Below are 16,918 nucleotides of genomic sequence, written 5' to 3' on the forward strand. Positions count from 1 at the left end.
GACCGGAGTGACCGGGGGGCGGTGGCTGTGAGCCGGCCGGGTGGGCGGGGTCTGGCCGGATCGTGTGGCCTGGCTGTGGCGGGTGTGGCCGGCGTAGCTGCGGGCCGGGGTGGTGTGGCCAGGCGGGGGTAGCTGCGGGGTGGGCGGGATGGCGTGGGCTGGCCACCAGGGTGGTGGGCTGGCCAGGGGCGCGGGTGGTGGTTGGGGGTGGTGTGGTGGTGGGAGCTATCTGGCGATGAGGTCTGGGGTTAGGGCTGCGAGGGTGGGGGTGCCGGCTAGGCGCATGGCGTGTTCTAGTTCTTCGCCTAGGTCGGTTAGCAGGCGGGTGACTCCGGCGGAGCCGGCGACGGTTAGGGCCCAGAGGGCTGGGCGGCCGAGTAGGACGGCTCGGGCGCCTAGGGCCAGGGCGGCGAGGATGTGTTCGCCTCGGCGGATTCCGCCGTCTACGTAGAGTTCGGTGGGGGTGCCGGCCAGGGCTGCTGCTACCTCGGGGAGGGCTTGGGCGGTGGGGATTGCGCCGTCCAGTTGGCGGCCGCCGTGGTTGGAGACGATGATGCCGGCGGCGCCGGCGTCGGAGCAGCGCTTGGCGTCGTCGCCGCGGAGTACGCCTTTGACGAGGACCGGGAGGCCGGTGCGTTCGGTCAGCCAGCCGATGACGTCGGGGGTTAGGTCGTCGGCCTTGGCGAGGTCTTCGTCGGGATAGTCGTCCGCATCTAGGTTCGCGAGCAGGTCGCCGGGCTGGATCACCTCCCAGACGGTCGGGCCGTCGTCCTCCTTGCGCCCGACCACGGGAGTGTCTGCGGTCAGTACGACGGCACGCGCGCCACCCGCGACCGCCGCGTCGAGCATCTTCAGCGTGATGTCGCGGTTCTTCACCACATAGATCTGCACCCACCACGGCGTACCGACCGAACCGATGTCGGCGAAAGTGGTTCCGGCGTTGCTGGAGACTGCGAGCAGGGAGCCGGCGTCGCGGACGCCCGCGGCCATGGCCCGCTCGCCTGATGGATCGGCCTGGCGTTGCAGGGTTGTCGGCGCGACCAGCACCGGTAGGTCGACCGGTGTCCCCAGCACAGAGGTCGAGATGTCCACCGTCGACACATCAGTCAGCACCCGCGGCCGGAACCGGTACGAACTCCAAGCCGCCACCGCCTCCCCAGCGCTGACCCCACCCGCCGACCCCTGCCGAAAGTACCGGTGCACCGGCTCCGCCAACTTCTCCCCGGCAGCCGCTTCGAGCCCGTCAATCCATCGCATGCCCCCGATCCTTCCACCCACCCAGTGCCACCTTGAGCACCGCCCAGCCAGCCTTTCGCGCCTATCGTCCCCACCCGGTGCTCAAAGTCGGCCCGCAGATCGACCTTGAGCACCGGCTAGTCGCCTCTCGGGCCAGGGGTGACTGCTCGGTGCCCAAGGTCGCCGCGTCGCCTGGGCGGCTCGCTGAGGAGCGACTCGGGTAGTGCGGGGCGCGGGTGGAATAGGCGGGCGGAGTGGTTGGGTCCGCGGGTATTGTTGGGGGCGTGAAGCAGTACGGGCGGCGATTTTTGCGCCCCGGCCGGCACAGTGGTGCCGACGGGGTGAGTCGCTGCTGCGCTCTCTCCTGAGGTGACCGCGGCCGGTCGGGGTGTGTTCGCCCTCGGACCCGCTGCTCACAGGAGAGATAACCCATGGCTGTACTCACTGCCCAAGAACTCAACGACAACCTGGCCCTGCGCGACCTGGCCGACCCGGCTCAAGGCCCGCATGGGATCCAACTGATAGTGGACCAGGTACGCACAGCACTCGCCCAGGCCTGGCCGTACACGGAGATCTCGACCCGCCGAGATCATCCCGTCGTCACCCTCGCCGACAACTACGACAACCTCGGGTACGCCGCCGGCGCGGTGACCCGCGAAGAGCGCTACACCCGGTACGCCTCGCCGACCCAAGTACTGAGAAGCCACACCTCCGCGATGATCCCGCCCGCGTTGCGGGAGCTTGCCGCTTCGAAGGAGGCCTCCGACGTACTGATGGTCTGCGCCGGCATCTGCTACCGCCGCGACTCCGTCGACTGGCAACACACCGGTACGCCGCACCAGCTCGACCTCTGGCGGATCAGCCGCAACGTCACCCTCGGCGAGCCCGAGCTGGAGGCCATGATCGCCAACCTCGTCGAAACGGTCCTCCCCGGCCAGACCTACCGCACCGTCCCCGCCGTGCATCCGTACACGATCCACGGCCGTCAGATCGACGTCCTGCTCGACGACCAATGGATCGAGATCGGCGAGTGTGGGGTCGCGGCTCCGGCGGTACTCCGCAAGGCCGGGCTGGACGAGAGCTGGACGGGACTCGCGATGGGCCCCGGTCTCGACCGGCTGCTGATGCTGCGCAAGGGGATCCGGGACATCCGGTTGCTCAGGTCAACCGATCCACGAGTCGCCGAGCAGATGCTGGATCTCACGCCGTACAAGCCGGTCTCCGCAATGCCCGCCGTACGCCGCGACCTGTCGGTCGTGGTCGGCCCCGACGTCGACATCTCCGACGAGGTGCTCGGTGACCGGGTGCGGCAGGCCCTGGGCGTCGACGCCGATGCGGCGGAGTCGGTCGAGGTGCGCGGCGAGACGACGTACGACGACCTGCCCGCGGCCGCGCGAGAACGGCTCCAACTCGAGCAAGGTCAACGGAACGTGCTGGTCAGGCTGGTCCTCAGACCGCTCGACCGGACGCTGACCGATGCTGAGGCCAATCGACTCCGCGATCTGGTCTACGAGGCGCTACATGAGGGACCCGTGCTGGAACTGACAGGCCGATAGTCGCCCGCTCGGGACGCGGCGGCTTGAGGGTCCTGCTGGCGAGAACGAAAGCGGCGATCGCCAGCGGGACCTCCAGCACCAGGCCTTGGGCGAGCGCGAGATGGTGGTCGAGACCGGGACCGGAGGTGCTGATGTCGAACCAGGCGTCCGCGACCAGCAAGGTCCCGGCCGCGACTGCGGTCAGCGCCGCACGCGGATCGTGGCGATGCAGCAGGAAGGCGGTCAGACCGGCGGTGACGGCGATGGCCAGGTCGAGCCCGATCCAGGCCAGGTTCCAGTTGTTGGCCTGGTAGGTCGACGGCAACGTGACGGCAAGGATCAGCACCCAAGGCAGCAGCACGACCGCCACTCCGCCCGCGACCAGAGTCGCGATGCCGACCGCGGACCGGCGCGGACGGATCTTCCCGTCCAGCCGCCCCTCGGCGAGGTAGTCATCCAGCGCCTCGGCGACCCGGTCGTCGATGGCGTCTCCCAGCACATTGGGTATCAGCGTCGTCATGCCTTCGAGAATTCCTTGATGTGTGCCACGGCACAGCCCGGCCAGCCCACGAACCCGACCGGGGGATAACCCCCAGGTGCCTAGGGGGTTTCCCGGCTGCCGCTCGATCACCGGGCGTCGTAGGTTGTTGCCCATGGCCAATACCCCCGGCGCCGGCGTAGTGCCCAGGACGCCGTGGGCGCTCTGGCGTTCGCCGTACCTGTGGCTGGCGACCGTGCACCTGGTACTGGACACGGCTGTCGTGGTCGGCGGGGGACTGCTGGTCCTGGCGATGCTCTGCGTCGCCGTACTCGGCCTGCCGCTGGCGTACCTCGGCCTGCCGCTCACCATCTGGGCGAACCGGGTCGTGTACGCGTTGGGCGGCATGGAGCGGTCCCGCGCGCTCCTCACCCGCAACCAGGTGATCCGCGGGCTCATCCCGCCGCAGCGGACAGGTGCGGGCATCCCCGATGCCCGGGCCGCACTGTCCGATCGGGGGCTGTGGCGTCAGGTCCTGTACTTCGTACTGCTGCTCCCGCTCGCGATGGTCGGCCTAATCGGGGTCGTGCTGGCCTGGTCGGTACCGCCGGTGCTGATGGCTCTGCCGCTGTACTTCTCCAAGTTCGCGGCTGCCCGGGCGCAGCTCGGACCGTTCACGGTCGACACGGCCGACAAAGCTCTGGCCGTCTCGGGTATCGCGTTGCTCTTCCTGCTACTCGTCTCGCCGCTGCTGATCCGGGGTCTGTCGGGGAGAGGTGGCGAACTCGCCCGGGTGTGTCTGGGTCGGTCCGAGACGGGTGAGCTGGCCGAGCGCGTCGACCAACTGGTGACGAGCCGGCAGAAGGTGGTCGACTCGGCCGAGGCTGAGCGTCGGCGGATGGAACGGGATCTGCACGATGGCGCTCAGCAGCGGCTGGTGTCGCTGGCGATGACGCTCGGCCGGGCGAAGCACAAGGCGGGCGGTGTGGATACCGGCCTGCAGGCGCTGATCGGGGAGGCGCACGCCGAGGCGCTGCTGGCGATCGCTGAGCTGCGTGATCTGACCAGAGGGCTGCATCCGCCGGTACTGACCGATCGCGGGCTCGATGCGGCGATCTCGGCCGTGGCGGCCCGCGCGCCGCTGCCCGTGCGGGTCGACGTGCAGGTGTCGCCCAGACCGTCGCTGACGATCGAGTCGATCGCGTACTTCGTGGTGACCGAGGCGCTGACCAATGTCGCCAAGCACGCCAAGGCGGCTCGCGCGGAGGTCAGCATCCAGCGCATCGACGACGTACTGCGCATCGTCGTCACCGATGACGGCAACGGCGGCGCCGACGCCGACCTCGGCAGCGGCCTGCGCGGCCTGGCCGACCGAGTCTCCGGAGTCGACGGAAAGCTCACGATGGTCAGCCCCCTCGGCGGCCCAACCACCCTGACCGTGGAGGTCCCATGCGTGTCGTGATTGCCGAGGACTCGGTGCTGTTGCGTGAAGGGCTGGTGCGGCTGCTGGAGGAGCAGGACTGCGAAGTACTGGCTGTGGTCGGTGATGGGGACGGGCTGCTCAAGGCGGTCGATGAGCATCGGCCGGATGTCTGTGTCGTCGACGTCAGGATGCCGCCGACCTTCACCGACGAGGGGTTGCGCGCGGCGTTGGTGATTCGGCAGCGGTCGCCGGAGATCGGGGTGCTGGTGCTCTCGCAGTACGTCGAGGAGCGGTATGCGAGCGAACTGATCGGCAACAACCCCGGTGGCGTCGGCTACCTGCTCAAGGACCGGGTCGCGGATGTCGACCAGTTCATCGACGGGCTGCGCCGGGTCGCGGCCGGTGGTGCCGCGCTCGATCCCGAGGTGATCTCGCAACTCCTGGTCCGGTCACGCCGGGCCGACCCACTGGCAGCGCTGAGCCCACGCGAGCAGGACGTTCTGCGCGCGATGGCGGAGGGGCGTTCCAACGCCGGGATCGCGCAGGCCCTCGTGGTCGGTGAGGGCTCGGTGGAGAAGCACATCAGCAACATCTTCGCGAAGCTCGGCCTGGCTCCCACCGACGGCGAGCACCGCCGCGTCCGCGCAGTACTGAAGTTCCTGGAGAGCTGATGAGTCTGTCCGGTCCCCAGCGCAGGCTGCTCATCCTGGGCCTGATCCCGGTCATCGCCCTCGTCCTCGGCGGGGGAGCCGTCACCGTCGCCACGATTCGCGGCAAGGTCCACTACGACGTCTCCTCGGCGTACGCGCTCCCGCGCAACGGAGTCAGCATCGTCACCGACGTTCCGGTGACAGTGACGCCGAGCGCGGACGACAAGGTGCACGTCAACGTGGGTGGGAGCTACACCGATCTCGAGCCGTCGGTCGACGTGCGCAAGTCGGCGGGCGACGAATTGCAGGTCAGTACGGCCTGTCGCGGCTCTGGCTGCCGGATCGACCTGACCGTGCGGGTGCCGAGGTCGGCCTCGGTGAAGCTCACCACCTCGGGCGTCTCGGTCGATCTGGCCGGGCTGGCCGGTGACGTGCGGCTTGTCGCCGGCAACGGCTCGATCAACGCGGTCCAGCTGCAGAGCCAGGATGTGACGGTGACTGCCCGGGGTGGTTCGGTGGATCTGTCCTTCGACAGTCCGCCGCGCAACGTCGTGGTGAACACCACGAACGGCTCGCTCCAGGTGCTCGTCCCGACCGATTCGTACGCCATCGACGCCGCCGCGATGTACGGCAGCACCCAGCTCGACCTGCCCAACGAGCTGGGTGCGCAACGCCAACTCCACCTGCGCACGACCAACGGCAGCATCAGGGTGGCGCATCGAGCTAGATGATCACCCAGAGGAGAGACGCCATGCCGAAGCCGACCAGGGAGAGGATGGTTTCGAGGACGGACCAGGTCAGCAGGGTTTCCTTGACGGTCATGTTGAAGTACTTCGCGACGATCCAGAAGCCGCCGTCGTTGACGTGGCTGAGGATGATCGAGCCGGCGCAGATGGCCGCCGCGATCAACGCGAGGTGCGCCTGCGAGTAGCCGTCGGCCGTCAGCAGCGGACCGACGATGCCGCCGGTGGTCACGATCGCCACCGTCGCCGAGCCCTGCGCGATCCGCAGACCACACGAGATGACGTACGCGAGCAGCAGTACCGGAAGCCCTGCGCTGGAAAGGCTCTTGGCGAGCGCGGCACCGACACCGGTCGCGGAGATGACCGCGCCGAAGAACGCACCTGCGCCGACGACGAGCAGGATCATGCCGACCGGCTTGAGCGAGTTGCTGCTCAGCTCGCTGAACTCCGCCGTCGTCATACCGCGCCGGGCGCCGAGCAGGTAGTACGCGAGCAGAACGGCCAGCAACAGCGCGACGGCCGGGTTGCCGAGGAACGTGAGGAAGCTCAGCAGATCGCGATGCGGGTCGAGGATCAGCGTGCCGAAGGTCGCACCGAGGATCAGTACCAGCGGTAGCAGGATGACCGCCATCACCAGGCCGAGCGACGGCTCCGGCTTCTCTTCGCCCTCAACCTCAGCAGCGAGGAACTCGTCCGGCACGGTGACCGGTACCCGGGGAGCGATGTAGAGCGGCCACAGGATGCCGGCGACGGCGAACGCGGGCAGACCACAGGCCAGGCCGATGATGATCAGCCAGCCCATGTCGACGTGCAGCAGTCCGGCGACGGCAGTCGGGCCGGGGTGAGGTGGCAGGAAGGCGTGCGTCATCGAGAGCCCTGCCAGTACGGGCAAGGCGTAGAGCACCAGCGACTTGCCGCCGCGCTTCGCGGCGACGTACACGAGCGGGGCGAGCACGAAGATGCCGATGTCGAAGAAGACCGGGATGCCGAAGATCAGGCCGACCAGGCCCATCGCGACCGGGGTGCCCTTCGGTCCGAACAGCCTCAGCAGTCGCCGGCTGAGCACGTCGGCGCCACCGGACTTCTCCAGCAGCGCGCCGAGCACGGTACCGAGGCCGATGATGACCGCGATATGGCCGAGGATGCCGCCGAAGCCCTTCTCCAGCACGGAGTCGCTCGACTTGAGCGCGGTACCGACGATGGTTCGGACGTTCAGCCCGGCCGCCAGGGCCAGGAACAGGCCGGTGGCGAGCAGCGAGATGAACGGTTCGAGCTTGATCTTGATGATCAGGAACAACAGCAGCGCGATGGCCACCAGGCACAGCAGCAGCAAGCCTGCGGTGTCATGGTGCAGCCAGTCGATGGCTCCGGACATGGGGACACTCCGAGGGGGTTGGGGCGGATCAGCTCAATGCGGCGCAGAAAGCCTTGGCGTTGCTGGTGATCTGGGACCAGTTGGCGGCGGTGATGTCGGCGGGGGAGACGACGTCGGTACCGGCGCTGACCGCGAGCGCGCCGGCTTCGAGGAACTGCTTGGCGTTGCCGGCGTTGACGCCGCCGGAGGGCACCAGCGGTACGCCCGGGAACGGGCCGTTGAGATCCTTCAGGTACTTCGGGCCGAGGTGGTGCGCGGGGAAGATCTTGACCGCGTCCGCGCCGAGCGCCAGCGCCGTCATCACCTCGGAAGGTGTGAAGGACCCGAGCACGATGGGGATCCCGGCGTCGTGCGCGGCGGCGACGATCGCCGCCGCCTCCGGGCCTTGCCCGGGCGTGACCAGGAAGGCCGCGCCCGCGTCGATGGCTGACTGAGCCTGCGCGGCGGTCTGCACGGTGCCCGCGCCGACCACGGCTCCGGTATCACCGGAAGCGGCCCGCTCGAGGTGCCGGGGCAGGTCGGGGGTGGTGAACGTCAGCTCGATCACATGGATGCCACCGGCAACGAGTGCTGAGCACAGGTCGCGGGCGTCATCGAGAGCCGGAGCGCGTACGACGCTCAGCACCCGGTCAGCGCGGAGCAGGTCAAGCGTGGTCATATATTTCCTTCCTGGGTACTACGGCGGATGGCGCGGCCGGGGAGGGCGTTGGTGCGATGGCCGTTCTCGATGACGGGCACACCGCCGACCAGCACCCAGGGGATGCCCTCGGCCTGCTGCCGGGGGTTGTCGAAGGTAGCGGTGTCCCGTACGCCGGCAGGGTCGAAGAGCACGAGATCCGCGTGGTACCCCTCGCGGACCAGCCCCCGATCGTTCAGCCGCAACCGTCGAGCGGGCCGGCCGGTCAGATGGTGGATGCAGTCGGCTAGCTCGAGAACACCCAGCTCACGGACGTACTGGGACAGGTACCGGGGGAAGGTGCCCCACGCCCGCGGGTGCGGTTTGCCGCCGACCAGGATCGCATCCGAACCACCCGTGTGCGTCGGGTGCTTCATGATCGCCTGCACGTTCTCCTCGTGGCCGACATGCTGCAGGATCGTCGTCGCGAGGTTGTCCCGGATCAGCAGGTCGAAGAAGACCCAGGACGGCGGCTTGCCGATCCCGGCCGCGATCTCGGCGACAGTGTTGCCGACCGCGCCCCTGAGGGTCGGGTTCTTCACACCGCCGATCTCGATCGTGTTCCAGTCGGTGACGCAGCCGTGGCAGCCGTCGGTGCCGACCTGCTCCAGCTCGTAGGTGATCCGCTCGCGATCGGCCGGATCCGCCAGCCGGGCGAGCAGCGCGTCCGAGCCGCCCTCGGCACTCCAGCTCGGCAGGATCGCCGACAAGGTGGTTGCCCCAGGCAAGTACGGATAGGTGTCGGTGGTGATGTCGACGCCGTCGGCGAGCGCCTCGTCGATCATCGCCAGCAGGTCGACGCCGCGGCCCTTGTTCGGCTCGAAGTTCATCGTCGCGTGGGTCAGGTGCAGGGCGCATCCCGACTGCCGGGCGATCTCGATCATCTCGCCGTACGCCTCCAGTGCGCCCTTGCCGTACGAGCGCTGATGCGGGCTGTAGTAGCCGCCGTACTCCGCGACGACCCTGCACAGCTCGACGAGTTCAGCGGTGTCGGCGAACATGCCGGGCGTGTAGGTAAGCCCGCTGCTCATCCCGACTGCGCCCTGCTGGAGCCCCTCGGCCAGTAGCCGCTTCATCTCGTCCAGCTCGGCCGGCGTGGCTGGGCGGTTCGCAGTACCGACCACCATCATCCGCAGCGTGCCCTGCGGGACCAGGTACGCCGCGTTGCAGGCGATTCCCTGGTCGAGCCGATCGAGGTAGCCGGCAACCGTCGACCAGGAGAAGTCGAAGTCGTCGGGCTCGCCGTTCCAGCCCGCGATCTGGCGTCGGACGGCGGTCCTGGTCGGATCGTCGATCGGGGCGAACGACAGCCCGTCCTGGCCGAGCACCTCGAGCGTGACGCCCTGGCTGACCTTGGCCGTGTGGTCCGGGTTGGCCAGGATCTGCAGGTCCGAGTGCGCGTGCATGTCGATGAAACCGGGCGCGACGACCAGCCCGGTCGCGTCGATCACCCGGTCGGCCGGCAGGGCGTCGCTGCCGGGCAAGTAGTCGCCGGGCAAGTAGTTGCCGACGGCCACGATCCGGCCGGCGTCGACGGCGACGTCGGCGCGGAAACCCGCGGCACCGGTGCCGTCGATCACGGTCGCGCCCGTGATGAGGAGGTCTGTCATGAGAAGAAGGTTCGGACCAGGTCGACGACCACGGGGTCGTCGGCGTCCGGGTCGTCGATGACGGGGATCAGGTCCCACTTGTCGAAGGCCGTGCACGGATGGGACAACCCGACCCGCAGCTCGTCGCCGATCACCAAGGGAACGTCTGCCGGGAAGCGCAGGAAGCCGTGCTGGTCGTTCATCTTCGTCACCGTCATGCCCTCGACCGGCCGTACATGCTCGCCGGCGGATCGCGGGCGGAGCAGCTGAGGCATCGGCAGATCCTCGTCGAATGGTAAGTCGCGCTTACCAGCATCGAAGATCGCCAGCCCTGGTTCGGGTTGCGAGGTGATGCGGATCCAGCCGTGCATGGCGGGTGTCAGCCGGTCGCCATCGGTCCGGGGCTCGGCGCCCAGCGGCGAGATGCGACGGTAGTAGCCGTCGTCATGCGCGATATAGGCGCCCGACCGCAGTACGACCCGCGCGCCCTGCTGGGTCAGCGGAGCGAGTACCTGCGCCACCTGCTCGAAGTACGCGCTGCCACCCGCACTGACGACCGGTACCACGCCCTCGTCGTACTTGAGGCTCTGGTGCACAGCAGCCAGGTCCCGCAGGTAGGAGCGGACATGCTCAAGCCCCTCCTCGTCAGCCCCGTGTGCGATAGCCCCTTCATAGCCGGCCACCCCAGCAAGTCGCAGCGTCGGCGCAGCGGCGACAGCGGCAGCAATTGCGAGCGCAGTGTTGACACCACGAGCACCAGTCCGTCCACCGACTCCACCGACCTCGACCAGTACGTCGAGTGGCCGCGCCCCCGAATCGACGTGTGCTGCCCGCGCCGCCTCCATGATCTCGACAGTGCGCACCGAATCCGCCCACACCATCACGTGGAACGCGGGGTCGGCCGCGAGCTCATCGGCGATCCACCGGAGCTGCAGCGGCGACACCACGGCGTTCGCGATCATCACCCGGCTCACCCCGTAGGCCCGGGCGACTCCTAGCTGGTAGGCGTTCGCCAGCGTGATTCCCCAGGCTCCTGCGTCGAGCTGCTTGGCCCAGAGCGCCGGAGCCATCGTGGTCTTGCCGTGCGGCGCCAACTGGACCCCGTGCTCGGCGCACCAGCGGGCGAGCGTCTCGACGTTGTGCTGCAGGCCGGGCGCGGACAGAGTGAGCAGGGGAGTTGGCAGCTCGGACAGTCGCGGCTTGGCGGCCAGTACGTCGGCGACGGTCCGGCCCCAGAAGGCGGGCGGCAGCGCCTTGTCCCGCCAGCTCACCTGCTGGTCGGCCAGGGCTGCGACGGCGGCGGCATCGTACGAAGCTGACATGACGTCCTCTGCGCTGATTGCGTTATGCGCAACGTTCGTTGCGCATTCTGACCACTCGGTTGTAGCATCGCGCCAGAACTTCCGTCAACGACAGCTCGCCCGAGAGGACTCATCGATGGCCGATCTGGTACCTCGGGCGGTCTGTCTGGGCGAGGCGATGATCATGCTCGCCGCCGAGACCGGTGCCCCGCTGGAGGATGTCGAGACCTTCCGGCGCTCGGTCGGCGGCGCCGAGTGCAATGTCGCGGGTGGACTCGCCGCGCTGGGGATCCCGACGGGCTGGATCTCGAGGCTCGGCGCCGACGGCTTCGGGCGGCACGTGCTGCGCGACCTGGCGAGCCGTGGGGTCGAGGTGGGTGGAGTCGAGGACGATCCGATCCGGCCGACCGGGCTCTACGTGAAACACACGATCAACGGCCGGACGCGGATGCACTATTACCGCTCCGGCTCGGCTGCGGCCGCTATGGACACCGACTTCCTGGACAGGCCCGCGGTGCGCAATCGGTTGGTGGGTGCTGAGCTCGTGCACACCACTGGGATCACAGCGGCCATCTCCACTACGGCTGCCGCGTTGCTGGACCGGCTGGCCGCGCTGCGGGACACCTTGGGCTTCACCTTGAGTGTGGACCTCAATTGGCGGCCTGCGCTGTGGCGTGACACCGACCCTGCTCCGCTGTGGCGACTGCTGCGCGCGGCTGACGTTGTGCTGATCGGTGCGGACGAGGCTGCTGTCTTCGCGGGCACTGGTGACCCAGACGAGTTGCGGGAGTTGTTCGGGTCGCGCGCGACCATCGTGGTGAAGTCGGATGCTCATGTGGCAGTTGCGCTGGAGCCGGGTGGGCGGCGTACCGAAGTGCCGGCGCTCACCGTCGATGTAGTGGAGCCAGTGGGTGCGGGGGATGCCTTTGCGGCCGGCTACTTGGCTGGGACGTTGCAGGGGTTGCCGATGGAGCAGCGGCTGCGGTTGGGACACCTGAGTGCTGCGGCCGTACTGGCTGTGCCGGACGACCACGCGACGCCTCCCGATGCTCGGGTGCGGCAGGCGTTGCTGGACTGCTCCGATGAGGACTGGGCCAGCACGCTGGTCGGCCCGGCCGGTATCAGGTCTCCAGCGCTGATGGGAGGTGTGGTGTGAGTCAGAGCCTGGCCAGAGCCCTGCAGATCCTGGTGAGCTTGGGGGAGGGCGACCGATCCCTGGACCAGCTTGCGACCGAGCTCGACGTCCACAAGACGACAGTGCTCCGGCTGCTGCGGACCATGGAGGTCGAGCGGTTCGTACGCCGCGACGAGTCGCACCGCTACCGGCTGGGGTCCCGGCTGTTCTCACTGGCGGACTCCGCGAGGGAGCAGCACGTAGTACGGGCTGTTGCTGCTCCGCATCTGCGACAGCTCAACCAGCGGACCGGGCAGACGGTGCACCTGGCGGCGTACGAGAACGGGCAGGTCATCTACATCGACAAGCTCGACAGCGTGCAGTCGGTGCGGATGTACAGCCAGATCGGCGTACCGGCGGCACTGCACTGCACCGCGGTCGGCAAGGTGCTGCTCGCCGCGCAGCCGAAGCGCCAGCGGGAAGGCCTGCTGAAGACCATCGAGTACCACCGGTTCACGCCGAACACGATCACCGGACCGGACCAGCTGCGCGACGAGCTCGACCTGGTCCGGTCGCAGGGGTGGGCGCACGACCGGGCCGAGCACGAGTCGTTCATCAACTGCATCGGGGCGCCGATCACCGAGCGCTCCGGCCGGGTGGTGGGGGCGGTGTCGGTGTCGGTGCCGGACGTTCTGCTCAACTATGAGCAGGTGCTGGAACTGCTGCCCGACCTGCTCGCCACCACGGCCGCCATCGGCGCCGACTACAACTAGCCGACCACGCCAACGAACCGATCGAGAGGAACCCCTCGAATGTCTGACAAGACCGCCATCTCCACCCCCGACGCGCCCGCGCCGATGCCGATGTTCTCCCAGGGAGTCCGCAAGGGCAACGTGCTGCAGGTGTCCGGCCAGGGCTCGGTCGACCCGGAGAGCGGCGCGTTCGTCAACGAGGGCGACGTGAAGGCACAGACCACCCGCGTCCTGCAGAACATCGAGGCGATCCTGAAGGCCGGCGGCGCCACCTTCGACGACGTCGTGATGCTCCGCGTCTACCTCACCACCCGCGACGACTTCGCCCCGATGAACGAGGCCTACGCCGAGTTCGTCACCCCACGCACCCCCAGCGGCATCCTCCCCTCCCGCACCACCGTCTTCACCGGCCTCCCCCTCCCCCAGATGCTGGTAGAAATCGACGCCCTAGCCGTCCTCTCCTGACCGGCGAGCACGTGGTGCTACCCGGTAGCACCACGTGCGATGTCAGGCTATCCTGACGCCATGACCGCACAGACCGAGATCACTCAGCGCGACCTGCGGACGCGGTCGAAGGAGATCATGGACGCCGTACAGGGCGGGCAGGCCTTCACTGTCACCAGGGACGGTCATCGGATCGGCGAGCTGATCCCGCTCCGCGGCCGGCGGCGTTTCGTCCCCCGCGGCGAGTTCGCCGCGATGTCGCACTCGGCGCCGGACATCCGGCTGGAAGACTTCCGCGCCGACCAGCAGGCCGACATCGACCAGGAGGCAGACGACCCGTATGGCCGCTGATCACCGCCAGGGGCTGCTCGACACGAACATCGTGATCCTGCGGAAGTGGATAGATCCCGCTGAGCTACCCGACGAGATGGCCATCTCCGCCATCACTTTGGCCGAGCTCTCGGCGGGCCCCCATCAGGTGCGCTGCGACGCCGCCTACAACGAGCATGCGGAGCGGGCCCGGCGGATGGACGTCCTCCAGCGGGCCGAGAGCGAGTTCGACCCGATCCCGTTCGATGCCGAGGCTGCCCGCATCTACGGGCGGATCTGCGCGGCCGTCGTCGCTGCCGGACGGACACCGCGACGCCGGGTCGCCGACCTGATGATCGCCAGCATCGCCGTCGCCGAGGAGTTGCCACTCTTCACGACCAATCCCGAAGACTTCGAAGGTCTCGAAGAACTTCTCGTGGTCGTCCCGGTCGCGCATCCGTCCTGACCGGCTGTTGTCAGTCCTGGAAGTAGCTGGAGGTGGCCAGGTCTTCCAGGAGGGTTGGGCCCGTCGGGGTCCAGCCCAGGAGGGTTTGGGTGGCGGTGCTGGAGGTTAGTAGGTCCATGGCGAAGAAGGGGCCCAGCCAGCCGAGGGTGGTGGTGGCCTGTTCTGGGGTGACGGAGGTGGCGGGGATGTTCAGGCCTTGGGCGATGGCTTCGGCGATGTCCAAAGCTGGTACGCCTTCTTCGGCGACGGCGTGGAGGATGGCGCCGGACGGGGCCTTGTTGATGCCTAGGGCAACTAGGCGGGCGGCGTCGGAGCGGTGGACTGCCGGCCAGCGGTTGGTGCCGTCGGCGACGTATGCCGAGAAGCCGGCTGCCCGGGCGCCGGTGACGAGCATCCGGATCAGGCCGTGGTCGCCGTCGCCGTGGACGGTCGGGGCGAAGCGTACGACGATCGGGTGTACGCCCTTGTCCTGGTAGGACAGCGCGAGGTTCTCGGCGCCACCGCGGGGTGCGTCGGGACCGTGCAACGGCGACGGGTCGGCCTCGGTCGAGGCGCGACGGGGCACCGGGTTCATACCGCTGGCGATCAGCAACCTTCGCCCGGACCCGGCCAGCTCGTCCCCGAGCGTCTGGACCGCGATCCGCTCGGCGCTGTTCGCCGCGGCGTCGAAGGTGTGCTTGTTTGCCAGGTGGATGACGGCGTCGGCGCCGGCCGCGCCGGTCCGCAGCGCCTCGAGGTCGTCGAGGTCGCCGCGCAGTACCTCCACGCCCTTGCCTGCCAGTGAAGCCGCCGAGGCTTCCGAGCGGGCGAGGCCGACGACCTGATGTCCGTCGGCCAGCAGCTCGTCGACGGTCGCGGAGCCGATCCAGCCTGATGCTCCGGTGACGAATACGCGCATGGGGTTCTCCTCGAGAAAGTTGATGTCAGTGGCTGACATCAACCACAGTAGCTCGCGATGTCAGTCGCTGTCATCATCTAGACTGTCCGGCATGGTGCGATGGGAGCCGGGCGCGACGGATCGGCTGCGCGTCGCCGCGCTGGAGCTGTACGTCGAGCAGGGGTTCGAGCAGACGACGGTCGGCGAGATCGCCAAGAGCGTCGGCCTGACCGAACGCACCTTCTTCCGGCACTTCGCCGACAAGAAGGAAGTCCTCTTCGACGGCCAGGACCAGCTGCAGCAGGCGTTCGTCGACGCCATCGCCGCCGCACCGCCAGGCCCCCCGCTGAGCCTGATCGCCACCGCGCTGACCGAGGTCACCGGGTTCTTTCCCGAAGAACGCCGTACCTGGTCGAGGCAGCGCCACCAGGTGATCCAGGCCAACCAGCCACTCAAGGAGCGCGAACTCCTGAAACTGGCCGGTCTGACCACCGCGATCACCGAGGCACTCCGCGACCGCGGCATCAAAGACCCGGCGGCGACGCTCGCGGCCCAGACCTGCGTCACGGTCTTCTCCGTCGCCTTCCGGCAGTGGATCGCTGATGGTGAGACGCGATCGCTGGCCGACGTGAGCCGGGATACCTTGGCCGAGTTCAAGATCCTCGCCCTGGAGACAGCCGAGCCTTAAATGGCAGACCCCGTCAGCCTCTGGAAGATCGCGCCCTCGGTCTATCTGCCGGCGCTGCTGTACGGCATCGGCTCGGGAGCGATCGCCCCCGTCGTCGCTCTGTCGGCACTTCAGCTCGGCGCCCCGGTCGCGGTCGCCGGCCTTGTCGTCGCCGCTGCCGGTCTCGGTCAGGTGATCGGCGACATCCCGGCCGGCACGCTGGCGACCCGAGTCGGAGAGCGCCGGGCGATGGTCCTCGCCACGGTCCTGGTCACCGCCGCGCTGGCCGGCTGCCTGGTGGTCCCGACCGTCTGGGGCCTGGCCATCGCCATCGCCCTGACCGGGGTCGCCGGAGCCGTCTGGAACCTGGCCCGCCAGGCCTACCTCAGCGAAGCCGTACCACTGAACATGCGGGCCAGAGCGCTCTCGACCCTCGGCGGCGTCAGCCGGATCGGCGCGTTCATCGGCCCGTTCGTCGGCGCCTTCGCGATGAAGTTCCTCGGTACCGACGGCGCGTACTGGGTCCACCTGGTCGCCGCCGGGCTCGCCTGCGTGGTCCTGCTCAGCCTTCCCGACATCGAGTCGGTACGCCGCAAGCGGATGGCCACCCCGGTCGTCATGCAATCGACGACCGCCGTCATCCGCGAACATCTCCCGGTACTGCGAACGCTCGGCTCCGGCGCCCTCTTGGTCGGCGCCGTCCGGGCCTCTCGCCAGGTGGTGATCCCGTTGTGGGCCGAGCATCTCGGCCTGGATGCCCAGACGACCAGCATCATCTTCGGCATCTCCGGCGCCGTGGACATGCTGCTCTTCTATCCAGCGGGCTCGGTGATGGACCGCTTCGGCCGCAAATGGGTCGCGGTGCCGTCCATGTTCGTCCTCGGGCTGGCCCACTTGCTGCTCCCGCTGACCCACTCGGTCACGTCGCTGACGGCGGTCGCCCTGCTGATGGGGGTCGGCAACGGCCTCGGCGCCGGCGTGATCATGACGCTGGGCGCCGACGCCTCGCCGCCCGTCGGGAGGGCGCAGTTCCTCGGCGCGTTCAGGTTGTTCGCCGACGCGGGGAGTGGGGCAGGGCCGTTCCTGGTCGCCGCGGTCACGGCGGTGGCCGGGCTCGGGCCGGCGGTACTGTTCATGGGGCTCGTCGGCTGGGGTGCCGCGACCGCGATGAACCGCTGGATCCCGGCCCGTCCACAGGTACCGGAGTAACCGATTTGGTGCCCGCGTCACCGGCGGTTACTCTTGAGGCTGCCGAAGACCGCTGGTCGTTGCTCCCGGAGCAA

The 16,918-nt window shown here is 68.7% G+C and carries 18 protein-coding genes; 11 read left to right on the forward strand and 7 right to left on the reverse strand.

The features are described 5' to 3' along the window. Positions 1–225 precede the first annotated feature (225 nt). Positions 226–1,257 (reverse strand): alpha-hydroxy acid oxidase, encoded by a 1,032-nt coding sequence (locus ACIA12_RS27625; RefSeq protein WP_396369978.1) that lies wholly within the window; start codon positions 1,255–1,257, stop codon positions 226–228. A 410-nt stretch (positions 1,258–1,667) separates the two neighbouring features. Between ACIA12_RS27625 and ACIA12_RS27630 the strand changes: the two genes are divergently transcribed. Further along, positions 1,668–2,792 (forward strand): hypothetical protein, encoded by a 1,125-nt coding sequence (locus ACIA12_RS27630; protein WP_396369979.1) that lies wholly within the window; start codon positions 1,668–1,670, stop codon positions 2,790–2,792. On the opposite strand, the gene ACIA12_RS27635 is transcribed toward ACIA12_RS27630, so the two are convergent. Continuing rightward, a complete protein-coding gene (locus tag ACIA12_RS27635; RefSeq protein ID WP_396369980.1) occupies positions 2,686–3,291 on the reverse strand; it encodes a hypothetical protein in 606 nt (201 codons plus the stop codon). The genes ACIA12_RS27630 and ACIA12_RS27635 overlap by 107 nt on opposite strands. A gap of 133 nt (positions 3,292–3,424) precedes the next feature. On the opposite strand from ACIA12_RS27635, the gene ACIA12_RS27640 reads away from it, so the two are divergent. Genes ACIA12_RS27640 through ACIA12_RS27650 form a run of 3 tightly spaced genes read left to right on the forward strand, consistent with a single transcriptional unit; the run spans position 3,425 to position 6,053 of the window. Further along, complete coding sequence (locus ACIA12_RS27640; protein WP_396369981.1) at positions 3,425–4,711, forward strand: sensor domain-containing protein; 1,287 nt, start codon at positions 3,425–3,427, stop codon at positions 4,709–4,711. After that, positions 4,699–5,343, forward strand: coding sequence for a response regulator (locus ACIA12_RS27645; protein ID WP_396369982.1), 645 nt, complete (start codon positions 4,699–4,701; stop codon positions 5,341–5,343). The genes ACIA12_RS27640 and ACIA12_RS27645 overlap by 13 nt, the downstream gene beginning before the upstream one ends. After that, on the forward strand, positions 5,343–6,053 hold the full coding sequence (locus tag ACIA12_RS27650) for a hypothetical protein (protein ID WP_396369983.1): 711 nt from the start codon (positions 5,343–5,345) through the stop codon (positions 6,051–6,053). Before ACIA12_RS27645 ends, ACIA12_RS27650 begins: the two co-directional genes overlap by 1 nt. On the opposite strand, the gene ACIA12_RS27655 is transcribed toward ACIA12_RS27650, so the two are convergent. Genes ACIA12_RS27655 through ACIA12_RS27670 form a run of 4 tightly spaced genes read right to left on the reverse strand, consistent with a single transcriptional unit; the run spans position 6,046 to position 11,027 of the window. Beyond that, on the reverse strand, positions 6,046–7,440 hold the full coding sequence (locus ACIA12_RS27655) for a GntP family permease (RefSeq protein WP_396369984.1): 1,395 nt from the start codon (positions 7,438–7,440) through the stop codon (positions 6,046–6,048). The two genes, ACIA12_RS27650 and ACIA12_RS27655, sit on opposite strands and share 8 nt — an antisense overlap. A gap of 28 nt (positions 7,441–7,468) precedes the next feature. Beyond that, positions 7,469–8,098, reverse strand: a complete 630-nt coding sequence (locus tag ACIA12_RS27660) for a bifunctional 4-hydroxy-2-oxoglutarate aldolase/2-dehydro-3-deoxy-phosphogluconate aldolase (protein ID WP_396369985.1) — start codon at positions 8,096–8,098, stop codon at positions 7,469–7,471. Then, complete coding sequence (locus ACIA12_RS27665) at positions 8,095–9,726, reverse strand: amidohydrolase family protein (protein ID WP_396369986.1); 1,632 nt, start codon at positions 9,724–9,726, stop codon at positions 8,095–8,097. Before ACIA12_RS27665 ends, ACIA12_RS27660 begins: the two co-directional genes overlap by 4 nt. Continuing rightward, positions 9,723–11,027 (reverse strand): alanine racemase, encoded by a 1,305-nt coding sequence (locus ACIA12_RS27670; protein WP_396369987.1) that lies wholly within the window; start codon positions 11,025–11,027, stop codon positions 9,723–9,725. Before ACIA12_RS27670 ends, ACIA12_RS27665 begins: the two co-directional genes overlap by 4 nt. Before the next feature lie 115 nt (positions 11,028–11,142). Here ACIA12_RS27670 and ACIA12_RS27675 point away from each other — a divergent pair, with 115 nt between their 5' ends. Genes ACIA12_RS27675 through ACIA12_RS27695 form a run of 5 tightly spaced genes read left to right on the forward strand, consistent with a single transcriptional unit; the run spans position 11,143 to position 14,091 of the window. After that, on the forward strand, positions 11,143–12,162 hold the full coding sequence (locus ACIA12_RS27675; protein WP_396369988.1) for a sugar kinase: 1,020 nt from the start codon (positions 11,143–11,145) through the stop codon (positions 12,160–12,162). Beyond that, a complete protein-coding gene (locus tag ACIA12_RS27680) occupies positions 12,159–12,893 on the forward strand; it encodes an IclR family transcriptional regulator (RefSeq protein WP_396369989.1) in 735 nt (244 codons plus the stop codon). Before ACIA12_RS27675 ends, ACIA12_RS27680 begins: the two co-directional genes overlap by 4 nt. Positions 12,894–12,932: 39 nt before the next feature. Beyond that, positions 12,933–13,337 (forward strand): RidA family protein, encoded by a 405-nt coding sequence (locus ACIA12_RS27685; RefSeq protein WP_396369990.1) that lies wholly within the window; start codon positions 12,933–12,935, stop codon positions 13,335–13,337. 60 nt (positions 13,338–13,397) lie between these two features. Then, a complete protein-coding gene (locus ACIA12_RS27690; RefSeq protein ID WP_396369991.1) occupies positions 13,398–13,667 on the forward strand; it encodes a type II toxin-antitoxin system Phd/YefM family antitoxin in 270 nt (89 codons plus the stop codon). Beyond that, on the forward strand, positions 13,657–14,091 hold the full coding sequence (locus ACIA12_RS27695) for a type II toxin-antitoxin system VapC family toxin (protein WP_396369992.1): 435 nt from the start codon (positions 13,657–13,659) through the stop codon (positions 14,089–14,091). The genes ACIA12_RS27690 and ACIA12_RS27695 overlap by 11 nt, the downstream gene beginning before the upstream one ends. Before the next feature lie 10 nt (positions 14,092–14,101). Here ACIA12_RS27695 and ACIA12_RS27700 read toward each other — a convergent pair whose 3' ends face one another. Beyond that, on the reverse strand, positions 14,102–14,989 hold the full coding sequence (locus tag ACIA12_RS27700; RefSeq protein ID WP_396369993.1) for an SDR family oxidoreductase: 888 nt from the start codon (positions 14,987–14,989) through the stop codon (positions 14,102–14,104). 91 nt (positions 14,990–15,080) lie between these two features. On the opposite strand from ACIA12_RS27700, the gene ACIA12_RS27705 reads away from it, so the two are divergent. Both ACIA12_RS27705 and ACIA12_RS27710 read left to right on the forward strand, forming a co-directional pair. Next, a complete protein-coding gene (locus ACIA12_RS27705; protein WP_396369994.1) occupies positions 15,081–15,656 on the forward strand; it encodes a TetR/AcrR family transcriptional regulator in 576 nt (191 codons plus the stop codon). Continuing rightward, positions 15,657–16,844 carry an MFS transporter gene (locus tag ACIA12_RS27710; RefSeq protein ID WP_396369995.1) on the forward strand — a complete coding sequence of 396 codons (1,188 nt, stop codon included), beginning with the start codon at positions 15,657–15,659 and terminating at the stop codon, positions 16,842–16,844. It begins immediately after the preceding gene. The last annotated feature ends 74 nt before the right edge of the window (positions 16,845–16,918 follow it).

It is taken from the genome of Kribbella sp. NPDC051620, assembly GCF_044453825.1.
In the GTDB taxonomy this organism is placed as follows: Bacteria; Actinomycetota; Actinomycetes; order Propionibacteriales; family Kribbellaceae; genus Kribbella.

Excerpts from the sequence above, each read along its gene's own strand:
- ACIA12_RS27625 (WP_396369978.1), bottom strand. The coding sequence starts at position 1,257 with ATGCGATGGATTGACGGGCTCGAAGCGGCTGCCGGGGAGAAGTTGGCG.
- ACIA12_RS27630 (WP_396369979.1), top strand. The coding sequence starts at position 1,668 with ATGGCTGTACTCACTGCCCAAGAACTCAACGACAACCTGGCCCTGCGC.
- ACIA12_RS27635 (WP_396369980.1), bottom strand. The coding sequence starts at position 3,291 with ATGACGACGCTGATACCCAATGTGCTGGGAGACGCCATCGACGACCGG.
- ACIA12_RS27640 (WP_396369981.1), top strand. The coding sequence starts at position 3,425 with ATGGCCAATACCCCCGGCGCCGGCGTAGTGCCCAGGACGCCGTGGGCG.
- ACIA12_RS27645 (WP_396369982.1), top strand. The coding sequence starts at position 4,699 with ATGCGTGTCGTGATTGCCGAGGACTCGGTGCTGTTGCGTGAAGGGCTG.
- ACIA12_RS27650 (WP_396369983.1), top strand. The coding sequence starts at position 5,343 with ATGAGTCTGTCCGGTCCCCAGCGCAGGCTGCTCATCCTGGGCCTGATC.
- ACIA12_RS27655 (WP_396369984.1), bottom strand. The coding sequence starts at position 7,440 with ATGTCCGGAGCCATCGACTGGCTGCACCATGACACCGCAGGCTTGCTG.
- ACIA12_RS27660 (WP_396369985.1), bottom strand. The coding sequence starts at position 8,098 with ATGACCACGCTTGACCTGCTCCGCGCTGACCGGGTGCTGAGCGTCGTA.
- ACIA12_RS27665 (WP_396369986.1), bottom strand. The coding sequence starts at position 9,726 with ATGACAGACCTCCTCATCACGGGCGCGACCGTGATCGACGGCACCGGT.
- ACIA12_RS27670 (WP_396369987.1), bottom strand. The coding sequence starts at position 11,027 with ATGTCAGCTTCGTACGATGCCGCCGCCGTCGCAGCCCTGGCCGACCAG.
- ACIA12_RS27675 (WP_396369988.1), top strand. The coding sequence starts at position 11,143 with ATGGCCGATCTGGTACCTCGGGCGGTCTGTCTGGGCGAGGCGATGATC.
- ACIA12_RS27685 (WP_396369990.1), top strand. The coding sequence starts at position 12,933 with ATGTCTGACAAGACCGCCATCTCCACCCCCGACGCGCCCGCGCCGATG.
- ACIA12_RS27690 (WP_396369991.1), top strand. The coding sequence starts at position 13,398 with ATGACCGCACAGACCGAGATCACTCAGCGCGACCTGCGGACGCGGTCG.
- ACIA12_RS27695 (WP_396369992.1), top strand. The coding sequence starts at position 13,657 with ATGGCCGCTGATCACCGCCAGGGGCTGCTCGACACGAACATCGTGATC.
- ACIA12_RS27700 (WP_396369993.1), bottom strand. The coding sequence starts at position 14,989 with ATGCGCGTATTCGTCACCGGAGCATCAGGCTGGATCGGCTCCGCGACC.
- ACIA12_RS27705 (WP_396369994.1), top strand. The coding sequence starts at position 15,081 with ATGGTGCGATGGGAGCCGGGCGCGACGGATCGGCTGCGCGTCGCCGCG.
- ACIA12_RS27710 (WP_396369995.1), top strand. The coding sequence starts at position 15,657 with ATGGCAGACCCCGTCAGCCTCTGGAAGATCGCGCCCTCGGTCTATCTG.